Source organism: Micromonospora sp. RHAY321 (assembly GCF_023896955.1).
GTDB lineage: Bacteria > Actinomycetota > Actinomycetes > Mycobacteriales > Micromonosporaceae > Micromonospora.
On sequence record NZ_JAMHIW010000001.1, the window covers coordinates 517,993 to 541,759 of the forward strand.

Consider the following 23,767-nt stretch of genomic DNA (forward strand, 5'->3'; position numbering starts at 1 on the left):
CGCTCAGCGTGCGAACATCGCTCGGTGCCTGAGCTGCCCCCGATCGATACGTTCGAGCGCCTCACCGAGAACATCCGTGACGAGATCGCGGCCATGAACGTCCCGCTGAACCTACAGCTCGACGACCCAACGTTGAGGAACCTCGCGGAGTCCATCGCCATCAACATCACCTACGCATTCGACGTTGAGTGGGCGCCAAAGTGGGTGAAGGCAGGTCAACCGCACAGGTGGCAGAAAGACAACGCGGGCGGCACGACGTATCACGTGGAGTGTCTAGCCTGCGGTGCAGTCTTCCGTGACGCATCGACAGAGGCAGTTGAAGGCTCGTACCGCGGTCTGCAGCAGATCAGGATGGCGGGTTGGACTTGCAGCCAGGATGATCATGGCCATGGGGCACAGGTCTGCCAGGTGGGCATGGTCGAAAGTCGGCACGATTCACGGGGTCCGTGATGGGAACGCCGTCGCGTGTGCCGGCGAGATCTACTCCTACAGATACCGCTTCTATGCGCCCTCCGACAGCCTCTACGAGCGCTGCGTCGGCTTGGCGTGGTGCTCGATCTGCCGCGAGTGCTCCGGCGCCATGGTGTTCGTACCGCGGAACGAACGCCTCCCGGACCTGCTTGCCGATCTGCCGACGCCCGAGCGTGAGAGGCTGGCTCGCAGCGAGGTAAAGCTGCTCGATTACCTTGATCGCCTCGTCGGGCGAGGAATTTGGCCAACACGCCAGCCGTAATCGGCAAGTCGTTAACCAGCCGTGTAGCGACGACCCGCCGAATCCGCCTGCCTGACGGCGGGGCGCGGGAGGTGGGAGCCCGGAGTCGCCGTAGACGGCAACAATGAGCTCGCTCCGATCTGACGCAACGATCGGCACAATTCTCGCTGCACGAAGGCCCGCTATCGGGCTGTCAGGTCCACCGGAGGTCAGGCGCCCGTCTAGTCAGGGAAGACAGCGCAAGTGGTGTGGGCCGGAGTCGGATGCCGAGCCAGATGCCACGAGGCGCCTCCCTTCCGGGGTCTCCGCGACGCGGAAGCGTTTTCCGTGACCGTAGCCTCCCCCACCCGCCACGTCGACCAATTGGTTCGTGAGGCTCCGCTAAGGGACGGCAACTTGTCGTCAGGGACCCGCAGCGCCCATGCACGTGCCTGCGGGCAGCTCCGACGGCTCGGAGCTGCCCGCAAATACCAGCGGCTCTCGCCAGCCTCCTCAGGCGGTGGAAAGCCCGAACCTCTCTCGGGCGCCCTCAGGAGTCGCCGCGAGAACGACTGGCTCGTTCGGCACAGGACCTTCCACCGTGATGGTGCGCATCACCTTGTCCGCGACGGTCTGCCTCTTACGGTCCCACAGCGGCATCAGGAAGCCGATCCCCAGGCTGAACCAGTCGATGAAGTGGCTGTTCTCCCGCACGAAGGCGTTGAACACTCCGATCGGCTTGCCGGTCTTCTCGAACACCAAGTTGGCGTTGATCAGCCGTCGACCGAATGAGTTGCCACGTCGTCCCATCAGGATGCAGCGGTTGTAGAAGCCGACCGCGTACCAGATCACGTAGAGAGCGATGCTGGTCAACAGCGCGACGGTCGAGCTGAACGCGTCGTAGGCGGCATTGCTGCCGACGTAGGCGAGGACCAGGAAGACCATGCTGATGTGCATGTCGATGACCCAGGCGAGAAGTCGCTTCAGCCAACTTGAAGCTACCATTTTTCGTTCCCATCTTCGGTCACGAGACTCCATTTGGTGATGGGAGCATCTGCCGCCCTGGCGTCTGCTGCTGCTCAAAATTGACCCCCGATCGGCCAGCTCGAGGACTACACCGGTAAGTGAGCCGAGGAGGTGCGCATGCCACGGGGTAGGCGGAGCCACTGCGTGATCGTCCGGGTTGCGCTGACCATCGCCGTACTGATGATCGCTACTCTGGGCGCACCGGCGTCGTCCTCGGCGCGAGCGATGACCGTGGACGGTGGTTTGCTGTCCAGCAGCCCGAGCGCCGACGCGGTGCTGACAGCCCCACCGCGGCGCGTCGAGCTGCGATTCCGGGAAGCAGTGCGGACCGACAGCGCTACCGTCACCCTGATCGGACCGACCGGCGATCGCACACCACTGCGGGACATCGGTGGCGCCAGTGCGGTGCTCGACGTGTCCATGCCTGCCGACGCCAGCGGTGACAACGCCGTGGAGTGGCAGGTCACGTCGGTGGCCGGCCAGACCCTGACGGGCCGGTTCGTTTTCACCGTGATCGACGGCGGACTGAAGGGATTCATGGTCGCCCACGCGCTGCACCTGCTCGGTGGCGCGATCATGCTGACGTTTGTCGTCTACTGGATTCGCATGTACCGCAGGCCCGCCTCGTGACGACCGCCTCTCGGCTACGGCCGGGCCGGCGGCCACGGTTACGCGTGGCGTTGCCGCTGGTGGCGCTGGCGTCGCTGGCGATGGCGCTCTTGCTGGGTGGTGGCGCGCCCACGCCGAGTCCTGCCGGGCTCCCCGACCCCGGCCCGGTGACCGGATGGGGTCTACCAGTCGCGCGATTGGTCTTCGACGCCGCCGCGGTGGCGACGACTGGATTGCTGCTGCTGCCGGCTTTGTTTCTCGACCGTAGCTCGCGTGCCACGGGCACATGGAGCGCGGCTCTGAAGGCAGCGAGCACGACAGCCGCCGTCGCGGCGGTCGCGGTTGCCGCGCAGATCATCCTGTGCGCCAGCGACGTCGCCGGGCGACCGATCAGTGGGCTCAGCTCCGCCGACGTGGTGCGGTTCCTGACGACTCTCACCCAAGGGTGGGCGCTGGCGGCGCAGATGGTCATCGCCGTCGGTCTTGCCATGAGCCTGGCGGCGGCGGCTCGACGCGACGGCGCCGGCGAATGGCCGGCCCTGATCACATCACTGGTCCTGGTGAGCCTTCCGGCGCTCGTTGGTCACTCCGCCTCCACGCGCAACCACACGACCGCGGCGATGCTGCTGATGGCACACGTACTCGGGGCTGCCGTCTGGGTCGGCGGCCTGGCAGCGTTGGTCTGGCTTGCCCGACGAGCCCCGGAGCAGCTCGCGTCGGCGGCCACCCGGTTCAGCAGCATGGCCCTGGGCTGCGCCGTCCTGCTCGGTGCCAGCGGGGTGATCGCCGGTCTACTGCACGCCGGGTGGGCGGGGCTCACGTCCTCCGGTTATGGCCTTCTGCTCGGCGCCAAGGCAGTGGCGTTCACCGCCCTGGTCCTGTGCGGCTGGCGGCATCGGCAGGTGACCTTGCCCCAACTGGCCCTCAACGATGCCGAACCCCACCGATGGCGTCGACCGTTCGTCCGCCTGGCATCGACCGAGCTGCTGATCATGAGCCTGGCGCTGGGCACCGCGGTAGCGCTGTCCCGCACGCCGGTGTAGTGCCCGAAAGCCGTTGGGAAACGAGGAGAAGAGCATGCCTCTCGCTGTCGACCAGGCACAGGGATTGGACACGATGCGGATCGGGACCGGCTCGGATGGCCTCACCTACTACCGCGGCGGCGAGCAGGGCTGTCCGCTGGTGCTGGTGAACGCGCTGGGTCAGGACCTGCTGCCGTGGCAACGGTTCGTCGCCACGCTCCTGCCCCGCAGGGTGATCACCTGGGAGCTGCGAGGTCTTGTGCCGCCCGCCGCTCGTCGTCCGTTCGCAGGTCACGTGGACGATCTCGCGCGGGTCCTGCGGGCCGAGGCCGTCACTTCCTGCCATCTGGTCGCCTGGTGCACCGGACCCAAGACCGCATTGCGGTTCAGCCAGCGGTATCCGGGGATGGTGCGTTCGATGGTGTTCCTCAACGCGTCGTTCAAGCACACTGGTCGAGCGCCCGAGCAGGACACCGCCTACGAGCAGAACCTGGAGGTGTTGTGTCGGGCGGTGAACCGCCGGCCGGAGAACGCCAGCCGACTGCGGGAGATGTTTCAGCCCGGGACGGTCACCGCCTCGGGCGCCAACACGGCTGTGCAGGACAACGCGGTACGGCGGGCGTTCGGTTCCGCGGACGCCCTAGTCGCCTACGCTCAGCAGCATCTGGAGTTCTGGGCCGAGGACTTCACGTGGGAGGCGACGGCGGAGGTGCCGGTCCTGTTCGTCTCGGGTGAGCGCGACGAGATCGTCTCGACGGAGGCCACCCGGGCGGCGGCGAAGATGTTTCCCGGCGCGGCGCACGTCGTTCTGCCCGCCGTGGGCCACTTCGCGCTCGTGGACCAAGCCGAGCGGGTCGCTGGCCTCGTCGAGGGTTTCACGCTGGCCGCGGAGCGCTGACACGAGGTTGAAAGACTGGCGTCTTTATCGACAGGTCAGGTGACGGTGCTGCGAGCCGACTGTCGCCCCGGGTCCGGCTGTCGTGCCGGTAGCGGCCGATCGGTCCGGTCAGGAGGGACCCGGCTCCCAGAGCAGGATCTGGCGGTGGTGGCGGAAGCCGTTGCGCAGGTAAAAGTCGACCGCGCGGCGGCCGGAGTGGACGGTTACGTGCAGCAGACCCCGCGTACGGGCCTCGGTCAGAATCGCGGCCATCAGCGCGCCGCCGATACCGCGGTTGCGATACTCCTCGCGGACCTGGACTGACTGGATGTCGCCGTACCACCGGTCCAGCGACTCGTTACTGGGCACCCGTTGTGCGACGAGGAGCCAGGCGGCGCCGACCACGTGCCCGTCCATCTCGGCGATGAACGGGAGGTGTGTGTCCGCGTGGGCGGCCACCCAGTCGCCGTACGCCTTGAGCTTTTCCGCGTCGATGCCGCGTAGTTCCGCAAGCACCGCCACGTCTGCCACGCTGGCCCTCCGCACGATCACCCGGCGGAGTCTAGGCGAGCCGGCCGCCCAGATGCCCACGCTGATCGCCCGGGGCCGGTGGACCTTGGTGCGGTTGCCGGCCAAGGCACCCGACCTCAACCCCGCGGAGGGGCATGATGCAACGTCTGTGGCGCCGGACGGATCGGTCAGGAAGCGCTGGGCTGCCGTTCTGACTCGCCGTCCACGGCCGCCCACAGTGTCGCCACCGTGTCGAAGGTGCCGGCACTGAAGGCACTGTCGGGCAAGGTGACCCCCAGCTCATCCTCCAGGTCGAAGATCAGCGCGACAGCCCCCAGGGAGTCCAGACCCATGTCCGCGAGGACGGTGTCGGGGGTCAGTTCCTGGCCGGCGCCCACAAGTGTCAAGTGCCGCCGGAGGACGGCGACGAAGCTCTCGTTCAGAGTCCTACCCTCTCCGTGAATGCATCGGTTTACCGGTCTAAGCGACCGCGATGCGCTGCAGGGTGAGCCGGCTCGCCGAGATCAGCCGGTCGCCATCGACGACGACCTCCGTGGCGGCCGGATGACCGAGAAAGGCCACCAGGCTGGCTGTCAGTCCGTAGGCACCGACGTTGGGTACCGCGACGAGGTCGCCGCGGCGCAGCGCTGGGAGTGCGACACCGTCGCTCCAGGTATCCAACGGCGTGCACAGCGGCCCGACGAGCACGCAGTCGCGCTCGACGTCACGGATGCCAGCGGTCAGGAGATCGGGTATCACCCGGGGCAGTCGGCGCAGCCCGGACATCCCACCGAGGTGGTGAACGCCGGAGTCCAACACGACGAAGGTGCGGCCCTTGGAAGGCTTGACGTCGAGGACGGTACAGAAAAGGGTGCCGCTCGTGGCGACCAGAAAGCGGCCGGCTTCGAACGACACCAGTGGAGCCGACGACCGCCAGCCTGACAGGTGATCGTCCAACAGCTCAGCCAGCCGATCGGCGAGATCGGGATAGTCCGGCCGGGCGCCCCGGTGCGCGTATGGAGCGGCGAAACCGCCGCCCAGGTCGATCTCCGACACGTCCAGCGCGCCTTTGAGGTCGGCGGCCAGGGCGACGCTCGTACGGAACTGTTCGATCAGGCGGTCGGTATGGGGGATGTTCGTTCCCATGTAGAGGTGAAGTCCGGTCACCTGGGTTCCCGGTGCCCGAAACTCCGCAGGGTTCGCCGCGACCCACGACGCGTCGACGCCGAACTGCGAGGCGCGACCCGTCATCGACAGACCCATCCCGGTGACCACGCGGTCAGCGTTGACGCGTAGGAGACACTGCGCCACCACTCCTGCCCGGGTGGCCGCGAGGCCGATCCGCTGCAGATCGGTCGGTGACTCGGCGGAGAAGCGGTGGACGCCGTGGCGCATGGCGATGTCGAGGGTGCCGTCTGCCTTGCCGGGCCCGGTGACCATGATTCGTTCCGGCTCGAAGCCGGCTTCCAGTGCGGCGGTGAGCTCCCCGCTGGAGCTGACCTCCGCATGGCAGCCGAGTGCCGCGAGCGTGGCGGCGACGTGCGGGTGAGGATTGGCTTTCAGCGAGTAGTAGAGGCGACCTGGCGTCGGTAGCGCCGCGGTCAAGGCGGCGTGGGCTGCCCGGATCTCCGCCTGGTCGTACACGTACAAGGGTGTGCCGAAGCGAGCGGCCAGCGTGGCGTCAGTCATGGCGGTGGCCGTTACGGGTCGTGGCGCCAACAGAGACAGGAGCGTCGAACGTCTCGAGCAGGGCCCTCTTGTCGATCTTCCCGTTGGCACGTACGGGCAGCGTGTCAAGCACCCGGCAATCCTGGGGCAGGCGGGCACGTCCCAGTCGCTCTCGCAGCTCGCTCATGACCGTCTCGGCGTTGAGGCCTCCGGTAACCACGAGCAGGGCGCCTCGGTCGCCGTCGGGTGGCAGCAGGGCAGCGCCGTTGATTCCCGTGATGTCCAGAGCGGCAGCCTCCACCTGCGCGGCGCTTATTCGAATGCCCTGCTGCTTGTACACCTCGTCCTGACGGCCGACGAAGTAGAGATGGCCCTTGGCGTCGATGCGGCACTGGTCGCCGGTGTACAGCGACCGCACACCGAACTCGTCGACGCGGAACCGGCGCGCCGTCTCAGCCGGCGCCCGCCAGTATCCCGACATGACATTGGGCCCGCGAACCACGAGCTGCCCGACTTCCCCCGGCGGCAGCCTGCGGTCATTCTCGTCGACGACGAAGATCTCCGTGTCGGGCAGGGCGGTTCCGGCGGAGCCCGCCGGCACGTCGGCCTCGTCGACCGGTGCGATCGTGACCCGCTTGCACTCGGTGAGGCCAAACATCGGCACCACCTTCGCCTGCGGTAGAAGGGTGCGCAGCTGCTGGGTCAGAGCCGGCGACAGGGCCGCCCCGGTGTTGGTCACCATCCGCAGGTCCGGAGCGGACTTGCCTGAGCGACCCAGCAGCATGACCAGGATGGTGGCCAGGGTGGGAAGGGCAGGCAGGATCGTCGCCCGGTGGTGCAGCAGCGCTGTCAACAGTGGCGGACCTGCGGCGCCCGCGTCGCCGAGCACCAGCGCAGCCCCCGAGACGCATGCGAGATAGGCCTGGTAGAGACCGTAGTCGAAGGACAACGGCAGGCAGCAGAAGACCGTGTCGTCGTTGCGGTATCCGAGGCGGGCCTGGATGGCCCGCACCGAGAAGATGACCTCACGATGGGCGGAGACAACCGCCTTCGGCGCAGCGGTGCTGCCGGAGGTGTAGATGAGGCTCACCGGATCGACGGACAGACACGGTGCAGCGGGAAGCGGCCCATCGTCCGTCAGCGTCCGCCACTCCGGTATCTCGACGCAGTCGCCAAACGCATCCCGTACGCCCGGCGGCGGTGTTCCGTCGACGACGACGAGTCGGGGTTCGCAGTCGTCGGCTATCTGGCGCAGGACAAACGATCCGAGCTTCTCGTCGACGATGACGTACAGCGCGCCGAGTCGCGAGATCGCGTAGACGAGCGCCACCGTATTCGAGGCACGCGATGCTGCGATGACGACCCGATCGCCGCGAGTGACTCCGCGCGACCTCAACCAGTGCGCGTAGACGGTGCTGGCCTGCCTCACCTGCGCATACGTCCAGTTTTCCGGACCGTGGACGACGGCGATGGCATCGGGGGTGAGCGCGGCTCGCTCGTCGAGCAGGTGATGCACCAACGTCGAGCGTGGCGAGTCCATTCCAGCTCCCGTCTGCCGGCGCGGTACGGGCCATCTGCCCGTCATCGACGGTATGCGGGTCCTGTTCGGCACCGTGCTCAACGTTGAGCAGGCCATGATCGCGATGCCCCGAGCGGCCTCGCGCAGGTGTGCCGGCTGACACCGCCTGAACACCTACACCGCCCACTGATGTGGATCTCGGTCTTCGCCGCCGGTGGAAACGGGACGAGCTACTTCCTGCGCGTCCGCTTCGCTCGCCAGAAAAGCCCACCGCCAGCGGCGATCAGAGCCAACAGCGCCAGTCCCACCACACCGGCACCGTCCAGAGCACCCGCAGGCTTGGGCTGATGGGTAGCGCTCGGTGCCGTCGTGGCACCGGTGGCGCTGTCAGTAGGGCCGGGCGTCACGGATTCGGACGTGGCAGGAGACGAGCCGATGACGGCGAACGTGAAGGAACCTGCCACCGGATGCCCGTCGACGGACACCACCCGATAGGCCACCGTGTACGTGCCCACACCCAACCCTGCCCGGAGGGCCTGTTTGGCACGCGTTCCGGTGATGACCGGCGCCCCGCTGACCACCGCCTTCGCCTTGGCGTCGGTCACCCGCACCGACGTGTATCGAGCATCGAGCCGTTCGGCGAAGACCAGCTCGACCTGCGGGGGCGCGGATGTCAGACGGGAGCCCTTCGCGGGGTTGCTCTCCTTCAGCTCGTTGTGCGCCTGCGCTGGGCTCGCGGCCTGAAGGACCACCAGGACCGCGACGATCACGCCTAGACCTGCGGCGCGCATCGAGGCGAGGATCCCGAGCTGACGCCTCATGAAAACCCCCCGGCAACGCGACGAGGCTTCACGGTATCCATCGGAGGCCACGACAAGGACCCCCGCTGGCATCGGTAGCCGAGACCGTTATGCCGATGCGCCTGGCTCTTCGGGGACTCGTGACCGGCGGACGAGGAGGGACAAGAGGGCCGTTCCGACGATAGGCGACACGCAGGGAGTCGACAGCTGCAGTCCCTGTCCCCCGGGCTGCTGCCGGTATGCCCCAGGGCCGCGTGCGTCGCTCGACGTCACATTCCTCATGACCACGCGACGCTCGGGGCCTCGATCATCGAGCCCCGTCGGCAAGTCAAAGGGAATGGTTGACGCTACCGCCGGCTCACCGGGAGCGTGATCAAGACATGTGCGGTCCGCATCCCGTCAACGAACGGGCCTCCACACCGCTCCCCCGTCAGGTTGACGCCCCACGGGACGACTGTCTGTCGAATTCGCCCTCCGAGATCGACTTCAGCCGACGCAGCCCTGCCGGCAGCCCTTTGCGAACTTCACGGCCGAACAGCAGCGCGAACACAGCAGCTAGCTTTCCATCGAACGTGACGCTGTGAGTGACCTCGGTCCTACGCTCGCCGACGGGCTGAAGTTCGTACTTCAGCCGCATCTCACACATCGGCAGTCCGAACTTCGTCGTGAAGGACGCGCCGTCGGTGACCTCGAGCAGCTCCATTTTGGATTTCGGACCATTTTTGGATTTGAGGACGCCACGACCACCGGACTCGAATTTGTCGACGTGCGAGTATTGGATGCTGTGATCCCACTCCCGCCATTTCTCCACCTGAGAGTAGACGTGGAAAATGGTGCTGGGCGCGGATAGAACCTCGATGTGATCGACGAACGTTCGTTGGGCCATGGCTTTCCTTGAGTATCTGTAGGTGGGTCGGGCGCGGTCGGGCGCGAGCCAGCCGCACGGCCGCAGGCAACCCGAGACCGCACGTATCAAACGGAGACTTTCCGGGCGAGGATGCGGGCAGAGGGCATGGAACATCCAGCCATAGCACGCGAACACCACCGGCATCGTCAGAGATCGGGTGAATCCGCATGGTTCCCGGCGTGCGGGCTCAGGGATCCGGTGAGTGCGCCGAGGCGCGGGAACCGCTCGAGAAGCGACGCCGGCCGACAGCTGCGGGACTTGGTGGGCCGAGTCCTTCATCGAGCATGCGTCCAGCCGCGGGCTCCCGCGTTTCATGAGGCGTCAGGACGCGACGCCGCGGCCTGCCATAGCGGCCGTGAGCCAACATCCGCCCTGGCCGGCGAGAGGCGGCCGCACGAACCGGAGGTAGGCCGGTCAGGTTCGACAAATCCATATCCGGCCCGTCAGCTAGCCCTCAATGGGTCGCAAACGGGGCCACAGAAGGTCGACAGGGCCGCGGCGAGCCAGGCCTGGTTTGTGTCACCCTGAGCGGGCGTAGGCGTCCCCTCAGTAGAGGGACTGCCCGGCCGTGTCGACCTTCGTACGAGCCTCGAGGCTCGGCCCTACGTCGAGAGGCGGTCTGGACGACGCCCGTCATGGTGCTGACGCCGCTCATCTATGCCGGTCAAGAGCGAGCACATGCGACGACCCCCCGACCACAAGGTCGGGGGGTCGTCGCGAAGGCTGGCGCTGGGGCGTGTCAGCCCATCGGCAGGGCGATGCAGAACGGGTGACCCGCCGGGTCGAGGAACACCCGCCAGTAGTCGCCACCCGGCTGGTGCTCGGCCTTGGTGGCGCCCAGCTCGACCAACTTCTTCTCCGCCTCGTCGAGGTCGGTTACCTCCAGATCGAGGTGGCTCTGCTGGGGAACCTTGCCGTCCGGCCACACGGGCGCGACGAAGTTCTCCACCTTCTGGAAGCCCAGCCTGGCGCCCGTGCTGCTCGCCAGGTAGGTCGAGCCCTCGTCGCTGTGGACAATGTCCCAGCCCAGAACCTGACCGTAAAAGCCCGCCAGAGCAGTGTGGTCGGCGCAGTCCAGGGTGGTGCCGGTGTACGTGGCGATCATGAAGCGGTGACCTCCTGAGGTCGGTTGTTGAAGGGAGCCGAGAGCAGGATGCGCTCGGAGATCAAGCGCGCTTGGTACGGAGGGCTCTGATCACCTTGCGGTCGCCGTCGGCCTTGAGATAGTCGGTGTACTCAGGCGAGTCCATCGCACAGAGGGCGACGCGCCCATCCTCGTCGAAGACCATCCCCCACCCGTGCGTCCGTGTCAGCGGTGAGGTTCGCAGACAGGGCTGCTCTTTGGAGAAGAACTGCGCGCGCAGGTCAGCCTTCTCCTCCTCACTGACGTCCAACCCCTGGCGGGCGAACCAGGACTCGAACAGCACGTCCTCTTGGGTGTACGTGAAGGGGTGCTCCGACAGCATCTCGTACTGGATCTCGGCCACCGTCTTGGACGACCCGCGGGATGCGGGCACCTTCGCGTGATCGACTTTGCAGTCCTCCGCCACCGCGATGAATGTCTGAATATAATTCACGACGTCTCCTTTGGTGCTGCGTGCATTGCCTGCCTGAACCCCCGCCCCGGGCTCAGTTGCGGCTGACTCTGCCCTTGAGAGCGGTGAGGGCCAGACCGATGCTCAGTATCCCGACGACGCCGATCGCCAGCAAGGCCGGACCGATTGCGGACATGTTCCAGTCCTCGGTGAGCAGGCTGCGCAGGGCTTCCAAAATATAGGTCACGGGGTTGACCGTGGCCACTGCGTCCAAGGTGCCGTTGAGTTGATCCTTCGGAAGGAAGGTGGTGGTGAGGAAGGCGAAGGGGAAGAACAGGATGGTGGCCGAGGCGACCGCAGCCGGGCTTGCGGTCTTGAAGGCGATGGCGTAGGTGAATCCAGGGAACACCATGCCCCACAGTGCGGAGATGCCGACGAAGACCAGGAAGCCGAGCACACCGTTGTGGAACCCGACGCCCACGATGAAGCCGAGGCAGAGAACGGGTAGCGTCATTAGGGCGACCAGGACGAAGTCGGCGGCCATGGTGCCGATCAGCAGCGCCAGGCGCGAAACCGGTGTCATGAGCAACCGGTCGAAGTACCCGGAGTTCAGGTCCGCGACCAATGAAGCGCCGCGACTGATGCCGGTCACCGCGAAAACAATGCCGACGGGCAACTGGAACGCTTTGTAGTCGATGGCGAGAGCCGACTCGGTCAGCTTTTCCAGGGAACCAATGTTCACCGCCATGAAGAAGACCGGAATCAGCAGCGCCGGAAACACGGCCTCGGGTTCGCGGGGCAACTGTCGGATCGAGCGACGGGCGATGATCAGGACGTCTCGGATGAACGACTGGTCGCGCGGCCGCAGCTCCGGGTCCACGCCGAACCGCTCGGCGTCCACGTTGGTCGCGACGCCGGGCGACGCGTCAGCGGACAGGCTCATGCCCAACCTCCTTGTTCATGTGGGCGCCCGTGAGCTCCATGAACACGTCGTCCAAGGTGGGCGTACGCAGCGTGATGTCGTTGAGGGTCAAGCCGGCCTGCTGGATCCCGATCGCTACCGAACCGATGGCCTGGGCGCCGTCGGAGACGCGGGCCTCAATGCGATCGCCGGTGACCGTCAGAGACTTGACACCTCGGATGTCAGCCAAGCGGGATTCCACGGCGACGGCGTCGCCCTGAACGTTCGCTACGACGATGTCGTCGCGGACCAAGCGTTTCAGCTCCCGCGGGCTGCCTTCGGAAACCACACCACCGTCGTTGATGATCCCGATGCGGTGGGCCAGAGAGTCCGCCTCCTCGAGATACTGGGTCGTCAGCAGGATGGTGACGCCCAACTCCTTGTTGAGCCGTCGCACTTCGTCCCACATCTGCTGGCGGCTGCGCGGGTCCAACCCCGTCGTCGGCTCGTCGAGGAACAGCATCGGCGGGCGGTGCAGCATGGCGATGGCAATGTCGAGCCGACGCTTCATACCGCCCGAGTAGGTCGAGACCCGTTTGTCGAAGTCCTTGCCCAGATCTACGAGCGCCTCGAGCTCCGCGATCCGCTTCTGGGCCACCCCCGACGAGATGCCGTACAGCTGTGCCTGCAGCGCCAGCATCTCCCGGCCAGTCTGCAACCCGTCGATGGCGGTCGACTGCAGTGCGGCGCCGATGCGCAGGCGCACGGCCATCGGGTCGGTCGCTACGTCGTAGCCGGCAACGCGCGCACGCCCCTGGGTAGGCATGAGCAGCGTGCACAGGATGCGGACGATGGTCGACTTGCCGGCGCCGTTGGGCCCCAGAAGTCCGTACACCTCTCCGGAAGGGATCTTGAGGTTGACGTTCTTGATGGCGACCTTGTCGCCGAAGGTACGTCCCAGGTTCTCGGCAAGAATGGCCGGAATCGTCATATCGTCCTCGCTGTCGAGGGGAGCCCTGGCTGGCTGGTCGGTCGGGATGTCAGAGCTGGAAGAACAGCCAGTCATTCTGCTTGCCGAGCATCGCCTTGACGGCGGACTCGTAGCGCGTCTGGGAGGCGAAGGCATGCTGGCTGATCGTGTGCGCGTCGCGGAAGTACTTCTCCAACGGGCTGGACTCCTGGAACCCTGTCGACCCGGCGATCTCGTGGACGATCTCGCTGATCTCCCGGGCGGTCTCGATCACGTAGCAGGCAGCGAGCTGCATCGAGATGCCGTGTTCGGTGTTGACGAACTCTCCGGCGAGTTGGTGCTGCCAGAGCTGGTCAACGGTGTCGTAGAGGTAGGCCCGAGACGCCCGGTAGCGCGCCTCGGCCTTGCCGAGCTGGCGCTGGATCGAGGGGCTGTCGCCGAGCACCTCCATCATGAAGTTGCCCTTCTTGGTTCGCACCAGCGACGTGACCTCGTCAAGGCTGGCCCGCGCCACGCCCAGTGCGGTGGCCGCGAACGCCGGGTGTCCTGACCACAGACGCGATCTGTAGAGCGGGCCCGAGAAGTAGCGGTTAGGTTCACCGAGCGTCAGCGGCGCCACCCGGTTATGCGGGACGAATACCTCGTGGTAGGCGTAGTCGTGGCTACCGGTTCCCTTCAGCCCCAACACGTTCCAGTTGTCGACCAGTTCGCAGTCCTCGCGGGCCATTGCGGCGAGCAGCATGACCGGGCCGTGCGGGGTCATCTTCGGCTGGTCGCCCTCGAAGAGCATGGCGTAGGCGGTGACCCAGGTAGCGATGTGCGCGCCGGAGGCGAAGGGAGCGCGCCCGGAGACGAGGTAGCCGCCGGGCGCCTCGACCGCCCGAGCCGGCGGGAAAGCGCCACCGCAGATGACCGCTTTAGGGTCAGCGAACACTTCTTCGACGCCCTCGGCCGACAGAGCCATCATGGCAAACGCCTGGCTGTTCATGTTGCCTACCAGGAACCCGGCGCTGGGGTCGACCTTCGAGATCTCCTCCACGAGCCGTGTCGCCTGGAGGGGATTGAGTTCAAGTCCGCCCAGGGACCTGGGCACTTGAACCTGGAACGCCCCTGCCTCGACGAGGGCCGATGCGGCGTAGTCGGGCAGACGCCGCTGGGCCTCGCCGTCCGCGGTGCGACCGGCCAGCACCGGCACGACGGCCGCGAGCATGTCATCGACGATCTTTTCAGAGGTGTCGACCATGGGGTCGTCGATCGCAGCTGCTGGAGGTCCGAGCATGGTCATGGGTCCTCACTCGCGACTTGTAGGTGTCTGTTGTGGCCGCCACCGTAGAAAGACCTGGCGAGGCTGTGCTGCGCACTATTGAGCCTTTCCGACACAACCGGTCAACACGGGATCCTCTACGGCTGTCGTCTCGGAGGCTTACCGTCCGGATCCGCGCACGGACCCGGCCCACGGCTCACGCCTCGATCGTCCTCGGCGGTGTCGCGGCAGGGTTCTCCTAGTGCCGTTCCACGAACGTTGCCGGTGTTGCAGAGAGGCCCAGCTTGGAGATCCGGGACGTCTCATAGCCGTCAATGGTGGTTTAGGCCAGCGTCGCGAATGCCCCGGCGCCGCATAGGCTTCGGTGCGGCACGGGCGGGCCGATGCCCGATCGGGACGGGGGCCCAGTGCGGGTGGCGAGGTGGACATGCTCCGGCGGTGGGCCGGTGTGCCCGGGTGGGTTCGGGTCGTCGTGACAGGTGCCGTCTGCGTCCTCGCATATGGCGGGATCGTTCACGTTGGCGACCTCCTCGGCGTTCGGCCGGGTGGTCCGAGCCCGTCGACTCCTGCCTGGCTGATGCTGTACTTCACCTCGCTGGTCGTGTTCGACCCGCTCGCGGCGGTGTTGCTCGCGCTGCGACGGATCGAAGGGCTGTTGCTCGGCTGTGCCGTGCTTGCCAGCGATGCGGCGGCGAACGGGTATGCCAACTACGTGTTGGATACCGCACCGGGGATCACGCCCGGCCGAATCGGGCAAGCGGTGATCACGGGGCTCGCGGTCGCCTTGATCGCGGCGGCGCCCAGGGTCGCGCCCTGGATGCACCGGCCGGGATGTGTCGGTTAGTGCGCTTGGGTGAAACGTTCGTCGGGTCTGATCGGTCAGGCGGCCATGATGCGGGGACGGCCCCGGCGGTGTTGACGTTCGCTGCGAACTCGGGCGCGTTCGCGGCGTTGAGGTGCCAGAACGTCGGGGTGACGAGCGTTGGCGTTGCGCCAGCGCAGGTAGTTCTGCAGCTCTCGAGCCAGCACGGTGTGCTTCGGGTGGTTCGAGCCGGCCATGGTGCGTAGCGGCCCGAACCGTGCCTCGATCGGGTTGGCCCAGGACGCGCTGGTCGGGGTGAAACACACTGCGTCGCGGTGCCGAACCCGCACGCGTACCACGCCCGCTTCATGGACGCGGACCTCCTGCTGCCCGGCGCGGGGACCTGTCCGTAAACGCACTCCTGGCGGAACTGGCTCGAGCTGGGAGCCGTCTCCGCTGCGCCTGAGGCTGCCCGCTACCGCAGCCACTGGAGTGCGGCATCAGCCGTGTCCTCCGGGCTGCTGTTGAAGGCGAGAGCCGCGTCGGGGGCGTGCTGCCGGACCAGGTTGACCACCTTCTCGAAGAGCTCGAGCAACGGTTCGTGCTTGCGGATGCCGCCCCCGATGACCACGCACGCGTAGGTCGTGCGGGTCAGTGCCTCAACGATCGCCGCTTCGGGGTTCTCGTCGGGTGCCACCAGGCACAGATCCGCCTCAATGCCATGATCGCCGAAACGGGCCTGACCACGCGCAATCGCGGCCTGGACGGGCTCAGGGTCCCAACCGGGGATCCTGGCAGGATCGAGACCCACCACGAGCACTCGCCCCAGTGCCATGCGTCGTCCTTCCGTAAAGGCGTCTCGGCCCGACGGTCCCGTCGACGTGGCCCCGCATCTCAGCCGCATCTGTGTCACCCGATCCTATGCGGCAGCCGGTCGCGGTAGGTTGCACAGTCATGGCCACGATCGCCGACGTCCGCAGCGAACTCGCCAGCCTCGCCGACCAGCAGCGGGCGGAGGCTGTGAGCCGGTTTCTGCAGATGGTTCCGGGCGGCTACGGCGAGGGCGATCGCGCCATCGGTGTCTCCGTGCCACAGCAGCGCGGGGTGGCCGCCCGGTACTGGCGCGACCTCTCCCTCGCCGAGACCGAGAAGCTGCTGACCAGCAGCGTGCACGAGGAGAGGCTGACCTCGCTGTTCATCCTGGTGCGAAAGTTCGCCAGAGCAGACGAGGCGGAACGGGGCCGGGTCTTCGACGTCATCCTGGCCAATACCGGCCACATCAACAACTGGGACCTGGTGGACTCCTCCGCTCCGTACATCGTCGGCCCCTGGCTGATCGACAAGGACCGCACCGTCCTGGATCGGTTGGCCGGGTCCAGCCTCGTGTGGGACCGGCGCATCGCCATCATGGCCACGTTCGCCTTCATCAAGGCCGGCGACTTCCGTTGGACCTTCCGGCTCAGCGATCGACTCCTGCGTGACCCGCACGACCTGGTACACAAGGCGGTGGGTTGGATGCTGCGCGAGGTCGGCAACCGGGACCGGGCGGCGGAGGAGGAGTTCCTGGCCCGGCGTTACCGGGCCGTGCCGCGAGTGATGCTGCGGTACGCGATCGAGAAGTTCGAACCGCAGCGACGTGGGGAGTACCTGTCCGGCGTGGTCTAGACCGTCGCTGCCCGCGGAGTGGGCTCGTTGGCGGCATGACCAGAGCTCAGTCGGCGGTGGTTTCCGCAGCCTCGACGATCGAGACGGGAGTGCCCAGTTCGACGGTACGGGAGACGGTGCACAACCGTTCGTGCGACTGCTGCAGCGATCGGGGCAGCGCCTCGCGCGCCCTGTCGCCGTCCGCACCCGCCGGGAACGTCACGGTGAACTCGACCGTGAGGTTCTGCATCCGGTTTCCTCCGGCCTCGTCCCGGATCTTGTCGCCGGTGACGGCGACGGAGAACCGGGTCGGCTCGGCTCGGCGGCTGGTGATGTGGTCCACGTCGATCGCGGTGCAGCCGCCGATGGCAGCCAGAAGCAGTTCCACCGGCGTGAAGCTGGCGTCCTCGCCCGTGCCCATCGACATCGACCCGCCGCGGACGTTCCGCGCGACGTAGTTCCCCACGCTGGTGCGCTCGATCTCGACCGAGCGGAAGGTGTCATCACTCATGACAGGGAAACTACCCAGGTCTGCTGGCGCTCGTGGCGCCGGAGCGCCTCCGCAGCCCGACGGGATCAGACGTCGGCTTCGATAGCGAAGGTGTTGCCGTCCGGATCCTGGAACCACGCGATACGTCCACCGCCGGCCCGAGCAGTGATCCCCTTGGCGTCGTGGTCGAACTGGTCGTAGCGGGTGAACTCGACACCGGACGAGGCGAGCTCGTCGACGATCTGGTCGATGTCGTCGACGTACCACGTCGCCAGCGTCGCCGCGGTCTTCCCGGCGGTGACCGACTGGTACACGTTCAGCGCCGGCCCGCCGCCCGAACCGTAGACACGGCTGCCGTCGGCGATGTGGGCGCTCGGGCCGGACCGCAGCACCTGCAGGCCCAGTTTGCCTTCGTAGAAGGCGACCGCCGTCCGAATGTCGGACACGGCGACCGAAGTTCTGAGGTGATACGTACTCAAGGGCATGAACCACTCTGTCACAGGTGACCCACGGGCCGGTTCCGCTCCAGCAGCTCGGCATGGTGGCCGCCGGAACGGGAAGATCAGGGCCGCCAGCGGGACCGACCGAGGAGGATGCGCCATGACGGACACACCGGGCTCCGGGTCTGGTAGCGCCCGGCCGCCGGCCCCCGGCGGCTTCGCAGTCGTGGAGATGTTCACCTCTCAGGGCTGCAACAGCTGCCCTCCCGCCGAGGACGTGTTGTCCGAGATCGACCGCGACGCCCGGGAGCGCGGCCAGCCCGTCTACGCGCTCGGGTTCCATGTCGACTACTGGGACCACCTGGGCTGGGCTGACCCGTTCGGCGCCGAGGCGCACACCCTGCGCCAGGAGGCGTACGCGCGGGCGCTCGGCTCCCGGGGGTTGTACACCCCCCAGATGATCGTCAACGGCGCCGTCGAGTTCGTCGGTTCCGACCGCCGGCTGGCTTCGATGGCGATCAACTCCGCCCTCGCGGAGGCGGTGAACACCACGCCGCTCGCGCTGTCGCTGCGGGAGGCACCCGAGGACGCCGGCGATGGACACCGGGTCGTGGTGGAGTTCGAGGCCGGGCGCCTGCCGCAGCCGGCGGCGTTCAACGTGGCAGTCGTGGAACGTGGCCTGGAGAACGACGTACCCCGGGGCGAGAACGCCGGGCGGCGGCTTCGGCAGGACGGCGTGGTGCGCGCCTTCACGTCGATTCCGATGAATACGGAGCGCGGGCAGGTCGACCTCCAGGTGCCGCCAACTCTCGACCCTCGAAAGGCCTCGGTGGTCGGCTATGTGCAGAACGACGGCGACAAGACCATCGTCGGTGCTGCGTCCGTCGACGTGGCGGCGGGACGACGTACGTGACCGTGCTTTCGAGCACCCGGACGGGAAGGCGGAGCGATGACGGACACGGCTGAGAAGGCGATTCTGGCCGGCGGCTGCTTCTGGGGGATGCAGGACCTCATCCGGAAGCGCCCTGGCGTGCTCACCACCAGAGTGGGCTACACGGGCGGAGACGTGCCGAACGCGACGTACTACAACCACGGGTCCCACGCCGAGGCGATCGAGATCACCTTCGACCCCGCCCAGGTGTCATACCGGGACCTGCTGGAGTTCTTCTTCCAGGTGCACGACCCGACCACCAAGAACCGCCAGGGCAATGACGTGGGAGTCAGCTACCGGTCGGCCATCTTCTACACCGACGACGAGCAGCGGCGGATCGCGGAGGACACGATCGCCGACGTCGACGCGTCGGGCTTGTGGCCGGGCAAGGTGGTCACCGAAGTGAGCCCCGCCGGGCCGTTCTGGGAGGCCGAACCGGAACACCAGGACTACCTGGAGAAGAATCCCGGCGGATACACCTGCCACTTCGTTCGGCCCGACTGGAAGCTCCCCCGCCGAGGCGAAAACGCCGCCTGAGATTCCGCGAGGCCACCCGCCGTCAGAGCGTGCGCTGGTACTCCTCCCAGGTCCGCTTGGGGCTGACCACCGGACCGTCGTCGGCACCCCGGTTGGCCAGGCCGTTGCGACCGAGGTAGTAGTCGCCGGCCTGGTTCTGCGCGCCGGTCGACTGGTCGGTGTCGGAGAGCGCGATAGCGTGGATGTGGTAGCCCCAGTCCCCCTGGGCGGGAGTCCGCAGCCAGGCGGCGAAGCCCACCGTGCGCAGCCGGCGCAACACGTCCGTCCGGGTCGCCGAGGACAGACCGCTGACCGAGAGGTCGAGCGCTCCCCCACCATCATGGGTGCCGGCGGAGGCGCCCACACCGCTGCTGTACGAGCCCTGCGTGATGCTGAGCTGATAGCCCAGCAGGCGTTCGGCCTCGAACAACATCGACCTGGTGCGGGTGTTGACCTGCACCCCGCGCAGGGTCACCACACTGCCCGGCGAGATCGCCTTGACCACGTCGTAACGCCCCTCGCCCAGCGACCGCAGCGACGACGGGCCGGGAAGACCCGTGGCGTCGAGGCCGGAATAGCCGAGCGACCGCTGGTACGCCGCGTACGCGGCGATCGTGCTGGTGCCGAAGTGCCCGTCGACGTACGTCGACGACAGCAAACCCTTGGCCTGGAGGGCGCGCTCCACCAGCAGGACGCTGTCCCTGGCTCCCTCGGTGAGCGCGGTATCCGGCCGGCGCGGGTCGATCTGCGCGGCCTTGATCAGCGCCTCCATGTCCACCTGCGGCAACGCGGCCGTGGCCGGACGGGCCAGCGGCGCGCCGACGACCACCGCCGCGCCGGCAGCGACGAGCAGGCTCCTTCTCGTTAGCACGTGTCCTCCATGAGATTTAGGGAGATCCGGGCCGGCGACGCGTACCGCCATCCCGCCTCCCTGCCCGCACACACAGGTGATCGACTTTCACGAATGCCCCATGGTGCACGACTATCGATGGACGCACAAGCGACCTCAGGACGCTGTCAGTCCCTGTCGTCAGCGGGCGGGATCGACGAGGACGCCGGGGTTGAGGATCCAGGACGGGTCGAGTGCGCTCTTGGCGGCGCGCAGCGCGAGCGCCACCGGCTCCGGACGCTGCCGGTCGTACCACGGTCGGTGGTCGCGGCCGACGGCATGGTGGTGGGTGATCGTGCCGCCGGCGGCGAGCAGCGCGTCGGAGACGGCATGCTTGATCTGGTCCCACTGGGCGAGGGTGGCGCCCCAGCGGCCGGTCGCGTACACACCGAAGTAGGGGGCCGGGCCGTCCGGGTAGACATGCGTGAATCGGCAGGTCACCACGCCGGTCGCGGCGACGGCGCGGAGCGCGTCGTCGGCCGCGTCGAGCACGGCGGCACGCAGGGCGGGGAACCGGTCCCAGGTGCAGGCGGTCTCTAACGTCTCCACGATCATCGAGCGGGCGGCGAGCGCGTCACGCTGGTACGGCATCCGCAGGAACGCTGACCGCCAGGCGTCGGCGGCGGTCCGCTGGTGTGGGCCGGGCGAGTCGTCGCTGCGGGGTGGCTCCGGCAGGGTTCCTCCGTGGTCGCGGCACAGCTCGACGGCGCGGGCCAGCCACGGTGTGACCGGGTGGTCGGCGGACTCGAATCCCAGGACGAGCACGCCGCCGGTGGTGGCGGTCCCGGCGTTGAGGAGCGCCTCCGCCGGGTCGAGCAGTCGGCAGTTGCTCGGGTACAGACCGGACTGGGCGATGGCCCGGGTCGCGGTGACCGCTTGGTCGTAGTCGGTGAAGTGCACGGAAGCGCCCGCCCGCCAGCGGGGCCGGCCCTGCAGCCGCATCCACGCCTCGGTGATGACGCCGAGTGCCCCTTCCGAGCCGAGGAACAGCCGGTCCGGGGACGGGCCGGCGCCGGAGCCGGGCAGCCGGCGTGACTGGCTGGTGCCCGCCGGGGTGACGACCCGCATCGACTCCACCAGGTCGTCGATGTGGGTGAGGACGGTGGCGTAGTGACCGCCGGCGCGGGTGGCCAACCAACCGCCCAGGGTGGAGAACTCGAACGACTGCGGGAAGTGCCGCAGTGTGAGGTCGTACCTCCGGAGTTGGTCCTCCAGCGCCGGGCCGAACACGCCGGCCTGGATGCGGGCCGCCCGGCTGGTCCGGTCCACCTCCACCACCCGATCCAGGCGGCCGAGGTCGAGACTGACCGCCGCGGGATAGGCGTCACCCAGCCTCGGCTCCACGCCGCCGACCACCGACGAGCCGCCGCCATAAGGGATCACCGCGATGTCCCGGCTCGCGCACCAGTCCAGCACGTCGACGACGTCCTGCTCGGTCACCGGCCGGACCACCAGGTCCGGCGGGTCGTGGACGTCCCCGTGCAGATTGCGGACGACGTCCCGGAACGCCTTGCCGTGGGTGTGCGCCGCCCGGTCGGCCAGGTCCGTCGAGCACAGCCGGGCGAGTGATGGTGGCGGATCGACCCGCGATGGGCGCAGGCCGAGTTCGGTCACCGGCGGCGCGACGTGCTCGGTCAGGTCGACGCCGGGAAGCAGGGTACGGACCCGGTCTGTCAACGCCGTGGCCTCCGCGCCGGTCACCGCGTCCTCGACGTGGCCCCAGCCCCACCACGAACGGTGTTTCCCGGCCACACGGCCTCCCGTCCACCATCGCCAGACCGACTCGCCGGTAACCTACTCGGCGGTCGGCACACTGTCGATGTCGTCGTCCCGGGCCTGGGGCTGGCCTGGACGCGATCCGCTCAGGGCTCCCGCCGAGTCGAGCAGCGGTCTGAGACTTACGAGGCCAACCGCGAAGGTGCGTTGCGACCAGAGCCGGTCGGTACGACGACACGTTCGGGTTGGTTGATCTCGGCCCACACCGCGTCGAGGGAGAGGCCGAGGACGTCGGCGATCGCCGCGATGGTCGGGAAGGCGGGGGTCGCCACGCGACCGGACTCGATCTTGCGAAGGGTCTCCGGTGAGACACGGGCGTCGAGCGCGGTCTCGAGCATCGAGCGCTGGCCCCTGGCGCGACGCAGCAGGGCACCGAGGCGCTGCCCGCGCTCGAGCTCCGCGGGTGTGAGCGGCAACCTGACCATGCCCCCGATTCTAGTACCGGGATAGTATGGCCGGGATAGTTATTGGTTACGGAGGAAGGCGCCGCATGATCGAGATCCTGGACCCCACCGACCTGCCCCGAGCGAGGGAGGCCGGTGCCCTGGTCGCCGACATCTTGCAGACGCTGAAGAGCCGCACCGCGGTAGGTACCAACCTCCTGGACATCGACCGGTGGGCCCAAAGCATGATCGCCGAGGCGGGAGCGCTGTCCTGCTACGTCGACTACGAGCCCTCCTTCGGACGCGGGCCGTTCGGCCACTACATCTGCACGTCGGTCAACGACGCCGTGCTCCACGGGCTGCCCCACGACTACACGCTTGTCGACGGCGATCTGCTGTCGCTCGACCTCGCCGTCTCCGCAGGCGGAGTCGTTGCGGACTCGGCCATCAGCTTCATCGTGGGCGACTCGAACCCCCCGGAGAGCGTCGCGCTGATCAGCGCGACGGAACGGGCACTGCGCGCGGGGATCGCTGCTGCCGGGCCCGGGGCTCGCATCGGTGACATCTCCCATGCCATCGGCACGGTCCTGAGCAGTGCGGGTTACTCGATCAACACCGAGTTCGGCGGTCACGGCGTCGGATCGACGATGCACCAGGACCCGCACGTGTCGAACACCGGACGGGCCGGTCGTGGATACAAACTGCGCCCCGGGTTGCTGCTGGCACTGGAGCCGTGGGTCATGGCGGACACCGCTGACCTCGTCACCGATGCCGACGGGTGGACGCTCCGAAGCGCCACCGGCTGCCGGACGGCACACAGTGAGCACACGATCGCCATCACCAGCGACGGAGCTGAGATCCTCACCTTGCCGAAGCAGGCACGCTCGTGAGGTCGGCCTCAGATCAGCGGCGCATACCACTGGGCGCCGGTCACGCGGATCCGCTTGGACTGCTCGCGGTTCCACTCGACCCGCATGCCGTACCTGCGAAGCACCGGAAAGGCGATCTCGTCCAGTAGCCGTTCCAGGTCGGCCTGGTAGCGGGCCTGCTGTTGGGCCTCCGACAGGGCGGCATAGGCGGCCTCGTCGAAGTCCGCGGGCGGATAGGCGCCGTAGCCGAGGTAGACCTCGCCGTCCTCGCTCGCCAGCAGAGACTCGGTGTCCTGCTGGTGGTACCAGAGGTATCCGTGCCAGTGCCGGGAGTCGTCGCGCTCGTCGTGGATCTCAGCGGCCGCGCAGGTGCCACAGCAGCTGAAATTCTCCCGGGCCAACACGCCCATGCCGTTGAGTTCGGCGAAGGCGCGGGTGAGGTTGCTCCGGACCTCACCCCATTCGCGCTGCTGCCCCCGCCGAACAGCCAATGCCTTCTGGTACGCCGCCCTGAGCTCATCGTCGGTGGCGCCATGGCGCTGGTCGTCCTCGTCGAAGTAGTCCACGAACTCGTCGGCGTCGTCCTCGCCACGCACGACCCAGTCCCAGATCTCGTCCTCGATCTCCCCACGGCCCGGCTCCGCGACCCGCTCGGCCAGGAACCTGGCACCCTCAGGCCGATCGTTGTAGATCCATCCACTCACGGCGACGATCTTCACACGAGCCTG

Annotated in this window: 28 protein-coding genes and 1 pseudogene; 9 read left to right on the top strand and 20 right to left on the bottom strand. The window is 67.6% G+C overall.

Annotation, left to right across the window (positions count from 1 at the left end; translation table 11 throughout):
• The first annotated feature begins 24 nt into the window (after window positions 1-24).
• Window positions 25-450: a hypothetical protein gene (locus M8C17_RS02310; protein ID WP_252414515.1), complete on the top strand. Its 426-nt coding sequence runs from the start codon at window positions 25-27 to the stop codon at window positions 448-450.
• Window positions 451-1,204: 754 nt separating this feature from the next.
• Here M8C17_RS02310 and M8C17_RS02315 read toward each other — a convergent pair.
• A complete protein-coding gene (locus M8C17_RS02315) occupies window positions 1,205-1,729 on the bottom strand; it encodes an RDD family protein (protein ID WP_308209343.1) in 525 nt (174 codons plus the stop codon).
• A 213-nt stretch (window positions 1,730-1,942) separates the two neighbouring features.
• On the opposite strand from M8C17_RS02315, the gene M8C17_RS02320 reads away from it, so the two are divergent.
• Genes M8C17_RS02320 through M8C17_RS02330 form a run of 3 tightly spaced genes read left to right on the top strand, consistent with a single transcriptional unit; the run spans window position 1,943 to window position 4,246 of the window.
• Window positions 1,943-2,347 (top strand): copper resistance CopC family protein, encoded by a 405-nt coding sequence (locus tag M8C17_RS02320; protein ID WP_252414518.1) that lies wholly within the window; start codon window positions 1,943-1,945, stop codon window positions 2,345-2,347.
• A 44-nt stretch (window positions 2,348-2,391) separates the two neighbouring features.
• Window positions 2,392-3,369 carry a copper resistance D family protein gene (locus tag M8C17_RS02325; protein WP_252414519.1) on the top strand — a complete coding sequence of 326 codons (978 nt, stop codon included), beginning with the start codon at window positions 2,392-2,394 and terminating at the stop codon, window positions 3,367-3,369.
• A 34-nt stretch (window positions 3,370-3,403) separates the two neighbouring features.
• Window positions 3,404-4,246: an alpha/beta fold hydrolase gene (locus M8C17_RS02330; protein ID WP_252414520.1), complete on the top strand. Its 843-nt coding sequence runs from the start codon at window positions 3,404-3,406 to the stop codon at window positions 4,244-4,246.
• Between the two features lie 108 nt (window positions 4,247-4,354).
• On the opposite strand, the gene M8C17_RS02335 is transcribed toward M8C17_RS02330, so the two are convergent.
• The 11 genes from M8C17_RS02335 to M8C17_RS02385 all read right to left on the bottom strand — a co-directional run bounded on the left by M8C17_RS02335 (window position 4,355) and on the right by M8C17_RS02385 (window position 14,320).
• Complete coding sequence (locus tag M8C17_RS02335) at window positions 4,355-4,777, bottom strand: GNAT family N-acetyltransferase (RefSeq protein WP_252414521.1); 423 nt, start codon at window positions 4,775-4,777, stop codon at window positions 4,355-4,357.
• Between the two features lie 146 nt (window positions 4,778-4,923).
• A complete protein-coding gene (locus tag M8C17_RS02340) occupies window positions 4,924-5,133 on the bottom strand; it encodes an acyl carrier protein (protein WP_308209360.1) in 210 nt (69 codons plus the stop codon).
• An 82-nt stretch (window positions 5,134-5,215) separates the two neighbouring features.
• Window positions 5,216-6,424 carry a type III PLP-dependent enzyme gene (locus M8C17_RS02345; protein WP_252414524.1) on the bottom strand — a complete coding sequence of 403 codons (1,209 nt, stop codon included), beginning with the start codon at window positions 6,422-6,424 and terminating at the stop codon, window positions 5,216-5,218.
• A complete protein-coding gene (locus tag M8C17_RS02350) occupies window positions 6,417-7,919 on the bottom strand; it encodes a class I adenylate-forming enzyme family protein (protein WP_252414526.1) in 1,503 nt (500 codons plus the stop codon). Before M8C17_RS02350 ends, M8C17_RS02345 begins: the two co-directional genes overlap by 8 nt.
• Window positions 7,920-8,152: 233 nt before the next feature.
• Window positions 8,153-8,743: a copper resistance CopC family protein gene (locus M8C17_RS02355; RefSeq protein WP_252414527.1), complete on the bottom strand. Its 591-nt coding sequence runs from the start codon at window positions 8,741-8,743 to the stop codon at window positions 8,153-8,155.
• A gap of 409 nt (window positions 8,744-9,152) precedes the next feature.
• Window positions 9,153-9,608 carry an SRPBCC family protein gene (locus M8C17_RS02360; RefSeq protein WP_252414529.1) on the bottom strand — a complete coding sequence of 152 codons (456 nt, stop codon included), beginning with the start codon at window positions 9,606-9,608 and terminating at the stop codon, window positions 9,153-9,155.
• 760 nt (window positions 9,609-10,368) lie between these two features.
• A complete protein-coding gene (locus M8C17_RS02365) occupies window positions 10,369-10,734 on the bottom strand; it encodes a VOC family protein (protein WP_252414530.1) in 366 nt (121 codons plus the stop codon).
• Between the two features lie 61 nt (window positions 10,735-10,795).
• Window positions 10,796-11,206, bottom strand: a complete 411-nt coding sequence (locus M8C17_RS02370; protein ID WP_252414532.1) for a DUF6157 family protein — start codon at window positions 11,204-11,206, stop codon at window positions 10,796-10,798.
• Window positions 11,207-11,258: 52 nt separating this feature from the next.
• Window positions 11,259-12,107 carry an ABC transporter permease gene (locus M8C17_RS02375; protein ID WP_252414534.1) on the bottom strand — a complete coding sequence of 283 codons (849 nt, stop codon included), beginning with the start codon at window positions 12,105-12,107 and terminating at the stop codon, window positions 11,259-11,261.
• A complete protein-coding gene (locus M8C17_RS02380; protein ID WP_252414536.1) occupies window positions 12,091-13,056 on the bottom strand; it encodes an ATP-binding cassette domain-containing protein in 966 nt (321 codons plus the stop codon). The genes M8C17_RS02375 and M8C17_RS02380 overlap by 17 nt, the downstream gene beginning before the upstream one ends.
• A gap of 49 nt (window positions 13,057-13,105) precedes the next feature.
• On the bottom strand, window positions 13,106-14,320 hold the full coding sequence (locus M8C17_RS02385) for an acyl-CoA dehydrogenase family protein (RefSeq protein ID WP_252414538.1): 1,215 nt from the start codon (window positions 14,318-14,320) through the stop codon (window positions 13,106-13,108).
• Window positions 14,321-14,876: 556 nt separating this feature from the next.
• On the opposite strand from M8C17_RS02385, the gene M8C17_RS02390 reads away from it, so the two are divergent.
• Window positions 14,877-15,143, top strand: a complete 267-nt coding sequence (locus M8C17_RS02390; RefSeq protein ID WP_252414540.1) for a hypothetical protein — start codon at window positions 14,877-14,879, stop codon at window positions 15,141-15,143.
• A gap of 35 nt (window positions 15,144-15,178) precedes the next feature.
• On the opposite strand, the pseudogene M8C17_RS02395 reads toward M8C17_RS02390, so the two are convergent.
• Both M8C17_RS02395 and M8C17_RS02400 read right to left on the bottom strand, forming a co-directional pair.
• Window positions 15,179-15,424 (bottom strand): annotated as a pseudogene (locus tag M8C17_RS02395) (IS630 family transposase); the annotation flags it as partial.
• A gap of 152 nt (window positions 15,425-15,576) precedes the next feature.
• Complete coding sequence (locus M8C17_RS02400) at window positions 15,577-15,936, bottom strand: hypothetical protein (protein ID WP_252414542.1); 360 nt, start codon at window positions 15,934-15,936, stop codon at window positions 15,577-15,579.
• A gap of 119 nt (window positions 15,937-16,055) precedes the next feature.
• On the opposite strand from M8C17_RS02400, the gene M8C17_RS02405 reads away from it, so the two are divergent.
• Complete coding sequence (locus tag M8C17_RS02405) at window positions 16,056-16,766, top strand: DNA alkylation repair protein (protein WP_252414543.1); 711 nt, start codon at window positions 16,056-16,058, stop codon at window positions 16,764-16,766.
• Window positions 16,767-16,812: 46 nt separating this feature from the next.
• On the opposite strand, the gene M8C17_RS02410 is transcribed toward M8C17_RS02405, so the two are convergent.
• Together M8C17_RS02410 and M8C17_RS02415 are read right to left on the bottom strand one after the other, a co-directional pair.
• Entirely contained in the window at window positions 16,813-17,256 is a 444-nt protein-coding gene (locus tag M8C17_RS02410) for an OsmC family protein (protein WP_252414545.1), read from the bottom strand.
• A 65-nt stretch (window positions 17,257-17,321) separates the two neighbouring features.
• Complete coding sequence (locus tag M8C17_RS02415; protein WP_252414546.1) at window positions 17,322-17,735, bottom strand: VOC family protein; 414 nt, start codon at window positions 17,733-17,735, stop codon at window positions 17,322-17,324.
• Window positions 17,736-17,835: 100 nt separating this feature from the next.
• Here M8C17_RS02415 and M8C17_RS02420 point away from each other — a divergent pair, with 100 nt between their 5' ends.
• Entirely contained in the window at window positions 17,836-18,588 is a 753-nt protein-coding gene (locus tag M8C17_RS02420) for a thioredoxin family protein (protein WP_252414548.1), read from the top strand.
• Between the two features lie 36 nt (window positions 18,589-18,624).
• A complete protein-coding gene (gene msrA, locus M8C17_RS02425; RefSeq protein ID WP_252414550.1) occupies window positions 18,625-19,143 on the top strand; it encodes a peptide-methionine (S)-S-oxide reductase MsrA in 519 nt (172 codons plus the stop codon).
• Window positions 19,144-19,165: 22 nt separating this feature from the next.
• On the opposite strand, the gene M8C17_RS02430 is transcribed toward msrA, so the two are convergent.
• From M8C17_RS02430 to M8C17_RS02440, 3 genes are all read right to left on the bottom strand, one after another.
• Window positions 19,166-19,993: a peptidoglycan-binding protein gene (locus M8C17_RS02430; RefSeq protein ID WP_252414551.1), complete on the bottom strand. Its 828-nt coding sequence runs from the start codon at window positions 19,991-19,993 to the stop codon at window positions 19,166-19,168.
• A 159-nt stretch (window positions 19,994-20,152) separates the two neighbouring features.
• The gene (locus M8C17_RS02435) at window positions 20,153-21,763 is read right to left on the bottom strand and encodes an FAD-binding oxidoreductase (protein ID WP_252414553.1); all 1,611 of its coding nucleotides are present in this window, start codon (window positions 21,761-21,763) and stop codon (window positions 20,153-20,155) included.
• A gap of 146 nt (window positions 21,764-21,909) precedes the next feature.
• Complete coding sequence (locus M8C17_RS02440; RefSeq protein WP_252414555.1) at window positions 21,910-22,212, bottom strand: helix-turn-helix domain-containing protein; 303 nt, start codon at window positions 22,210-22,212, stop codon at window positions 21,910-21,912.
• 65 nt (window positions 22,213-22,277) lie between these two features.
• On the opposite strand from M8C17_RS02440, the gene map reads away from it, so the two are divergent.
• Entirely contained in the window at window positions 22,278-23,060 is a 783-nt protein-coding gene (map, locus tag M8C17_RS02445; protein ID WP_252414557.1) for a type I methionyl aminopeptidase, read from the top strand.
• Between the two features lie 8 nt (window positions 23,061-23,068).
• Here the strand turns inward: map and M8C17_RS02450 are convergent, their stop codons facing one another.
• Complete coding sequence (locus M8C17_RS02450) at window positions 23,069-23,743, bottom strand: hypothetical protein (protein WP_252414559.1); 675 nt, start codon at window positions 23,741-23,743, stop codon at window positions 23,069-23,071.
• Between the last annotated feature and the right edge of the window lie 24 nt (window positions 23,744-23,767).

Excerpts from the sequence above, each read along its gene's own strand:
- M8C17_RS02315 (WP_308209343.1), bottom strand. The coding sequence starts at position 1,729 with ATGGAGTCTCGTGACCGAAGATGGGAACGAAAAATGGTAGCTTCAAGT.
- M8C17_RS02320 (WP_252414518.1), top strand. The coding sequence starts at position 1,943 with ATGACCGTGGACGGTGGTTTGCTGTCCAGCAGCCCGAGCGCCGACGCG.
- M8C17_RS02330 (WP_252414520.1), top strand. The coding sequence starts at position 3,404 with ATGCCTCTCGCTGTCGACCAGGCACAGGGATTGGACACGATGCGGATC.
- M8C17_RS02345 (WP_252414524.1), bottom strand. The coding sequence starts at position 6,424 with ATGACTGACGCCACGCTGGCCGCTCGCTTCGGCACACCCTTGTACGTG.
- M8C17_RS02355 (WP_252414527.1), bottom strand. The coding sequence starts at position 8,743 with ATGAGGCGTCAGCTCGGGATCCTCGCCTCGATGCGCGCCGCAGGTCTA.
- M8C17_RS02360 (WP_252414529.1), bottom strand. The coding sequence starts at position 9,608 with ATGGCCCAACGAACGTTCGTCGATCACATCGAGGTTCTATCCGCGCCC.
- M8C17_RS02365 (WP_252414530.1), bottom strand. The coding sequence starts at position 10,734 with ATGATCGCCACGTACACCGGCACCACCCTGGACTGCGCCGACCACACT.
- M8C17_RS02375 (WP_252414534.1), bottom strand. The coding sequence starts at position 12,107 with ATGAGCCTGTCCGCTGACGCGTCGCCCGGCGTCGCGACCAACGTGGAC.
- M8C17_RS02380 (WP_252414536.1), bottom strand. The coding sequence starts at position 13,056 with ATGACGATTCCGGCCATTCTTGCCGAGAACCTGGGACGTACCTTCGGC.
- M8C17_RS02385 (WP_252414538.1), bottom strand. The coding sequence starts at position 14,320 with ATGACCATGCTCGGACCTCCAGCAGCTGCGATCGACGACCCCATGGTC.
- M8C17_RS02390 (WP_252414540.1), top strand. The coding sequence starts at position 14,877 with ATGCTGTACTTCACCTCGCTGGTCGTGTTCGACCCGCTCGCGGCGGTG.
- M8C17_RS02400 (WP_252414542.1), bottom strand. The coding sequence starts at position 15,936 with ATGGCACTGGGGCGAGTGCTCGTGGTGGGTCTCGATCCTGCCAGGATC.
- M8C17_RS02405 (WP_252414543.1), top strand. The coding sequence starts at position 16,056 with ATGGCCACGATCGCCGACGTCCGCAGCGAACTCGCCAGCCTCGCCGAC.
- M8C17_RS02410 (WP_252414545.1), bottom strand. The coding sequence starts at position 17,256 with ATGAGTGATGACACCTTCCGCTCGGTCGAGATCGAGCGCACCAGCGTG.
- M8C17_RS02420 (WP_252414548.1), top strand. The coding sequence starts at position 17,836 with ATGACGGACACACCGGGCTCCGGGTCTGGTAGCGCCCGGCCGCCGGCC.
- msrA (WP_252414550.1), top strand. The coding sequence starts at position 18,625 with ATGACGGACACGGCTGAGAAGGCGATTCTGGCCGGCGGCTGCTTCTGG.
- M8C17_RS02440 (WP_252414555.1), bottom strand. The coding sequence starts at position 22,212 with ATGGTCAGGTTGCCGCTCACACCCGCGGAGCTCGAGCGCGGGCAGCGC.
- map (WP_252414557.1), top strand. The coding sequence starts at position 22,278 with ATGATCGAGATCCTGGACCCCACCGACCTGCCCCGAGCGAGGGAGGCC.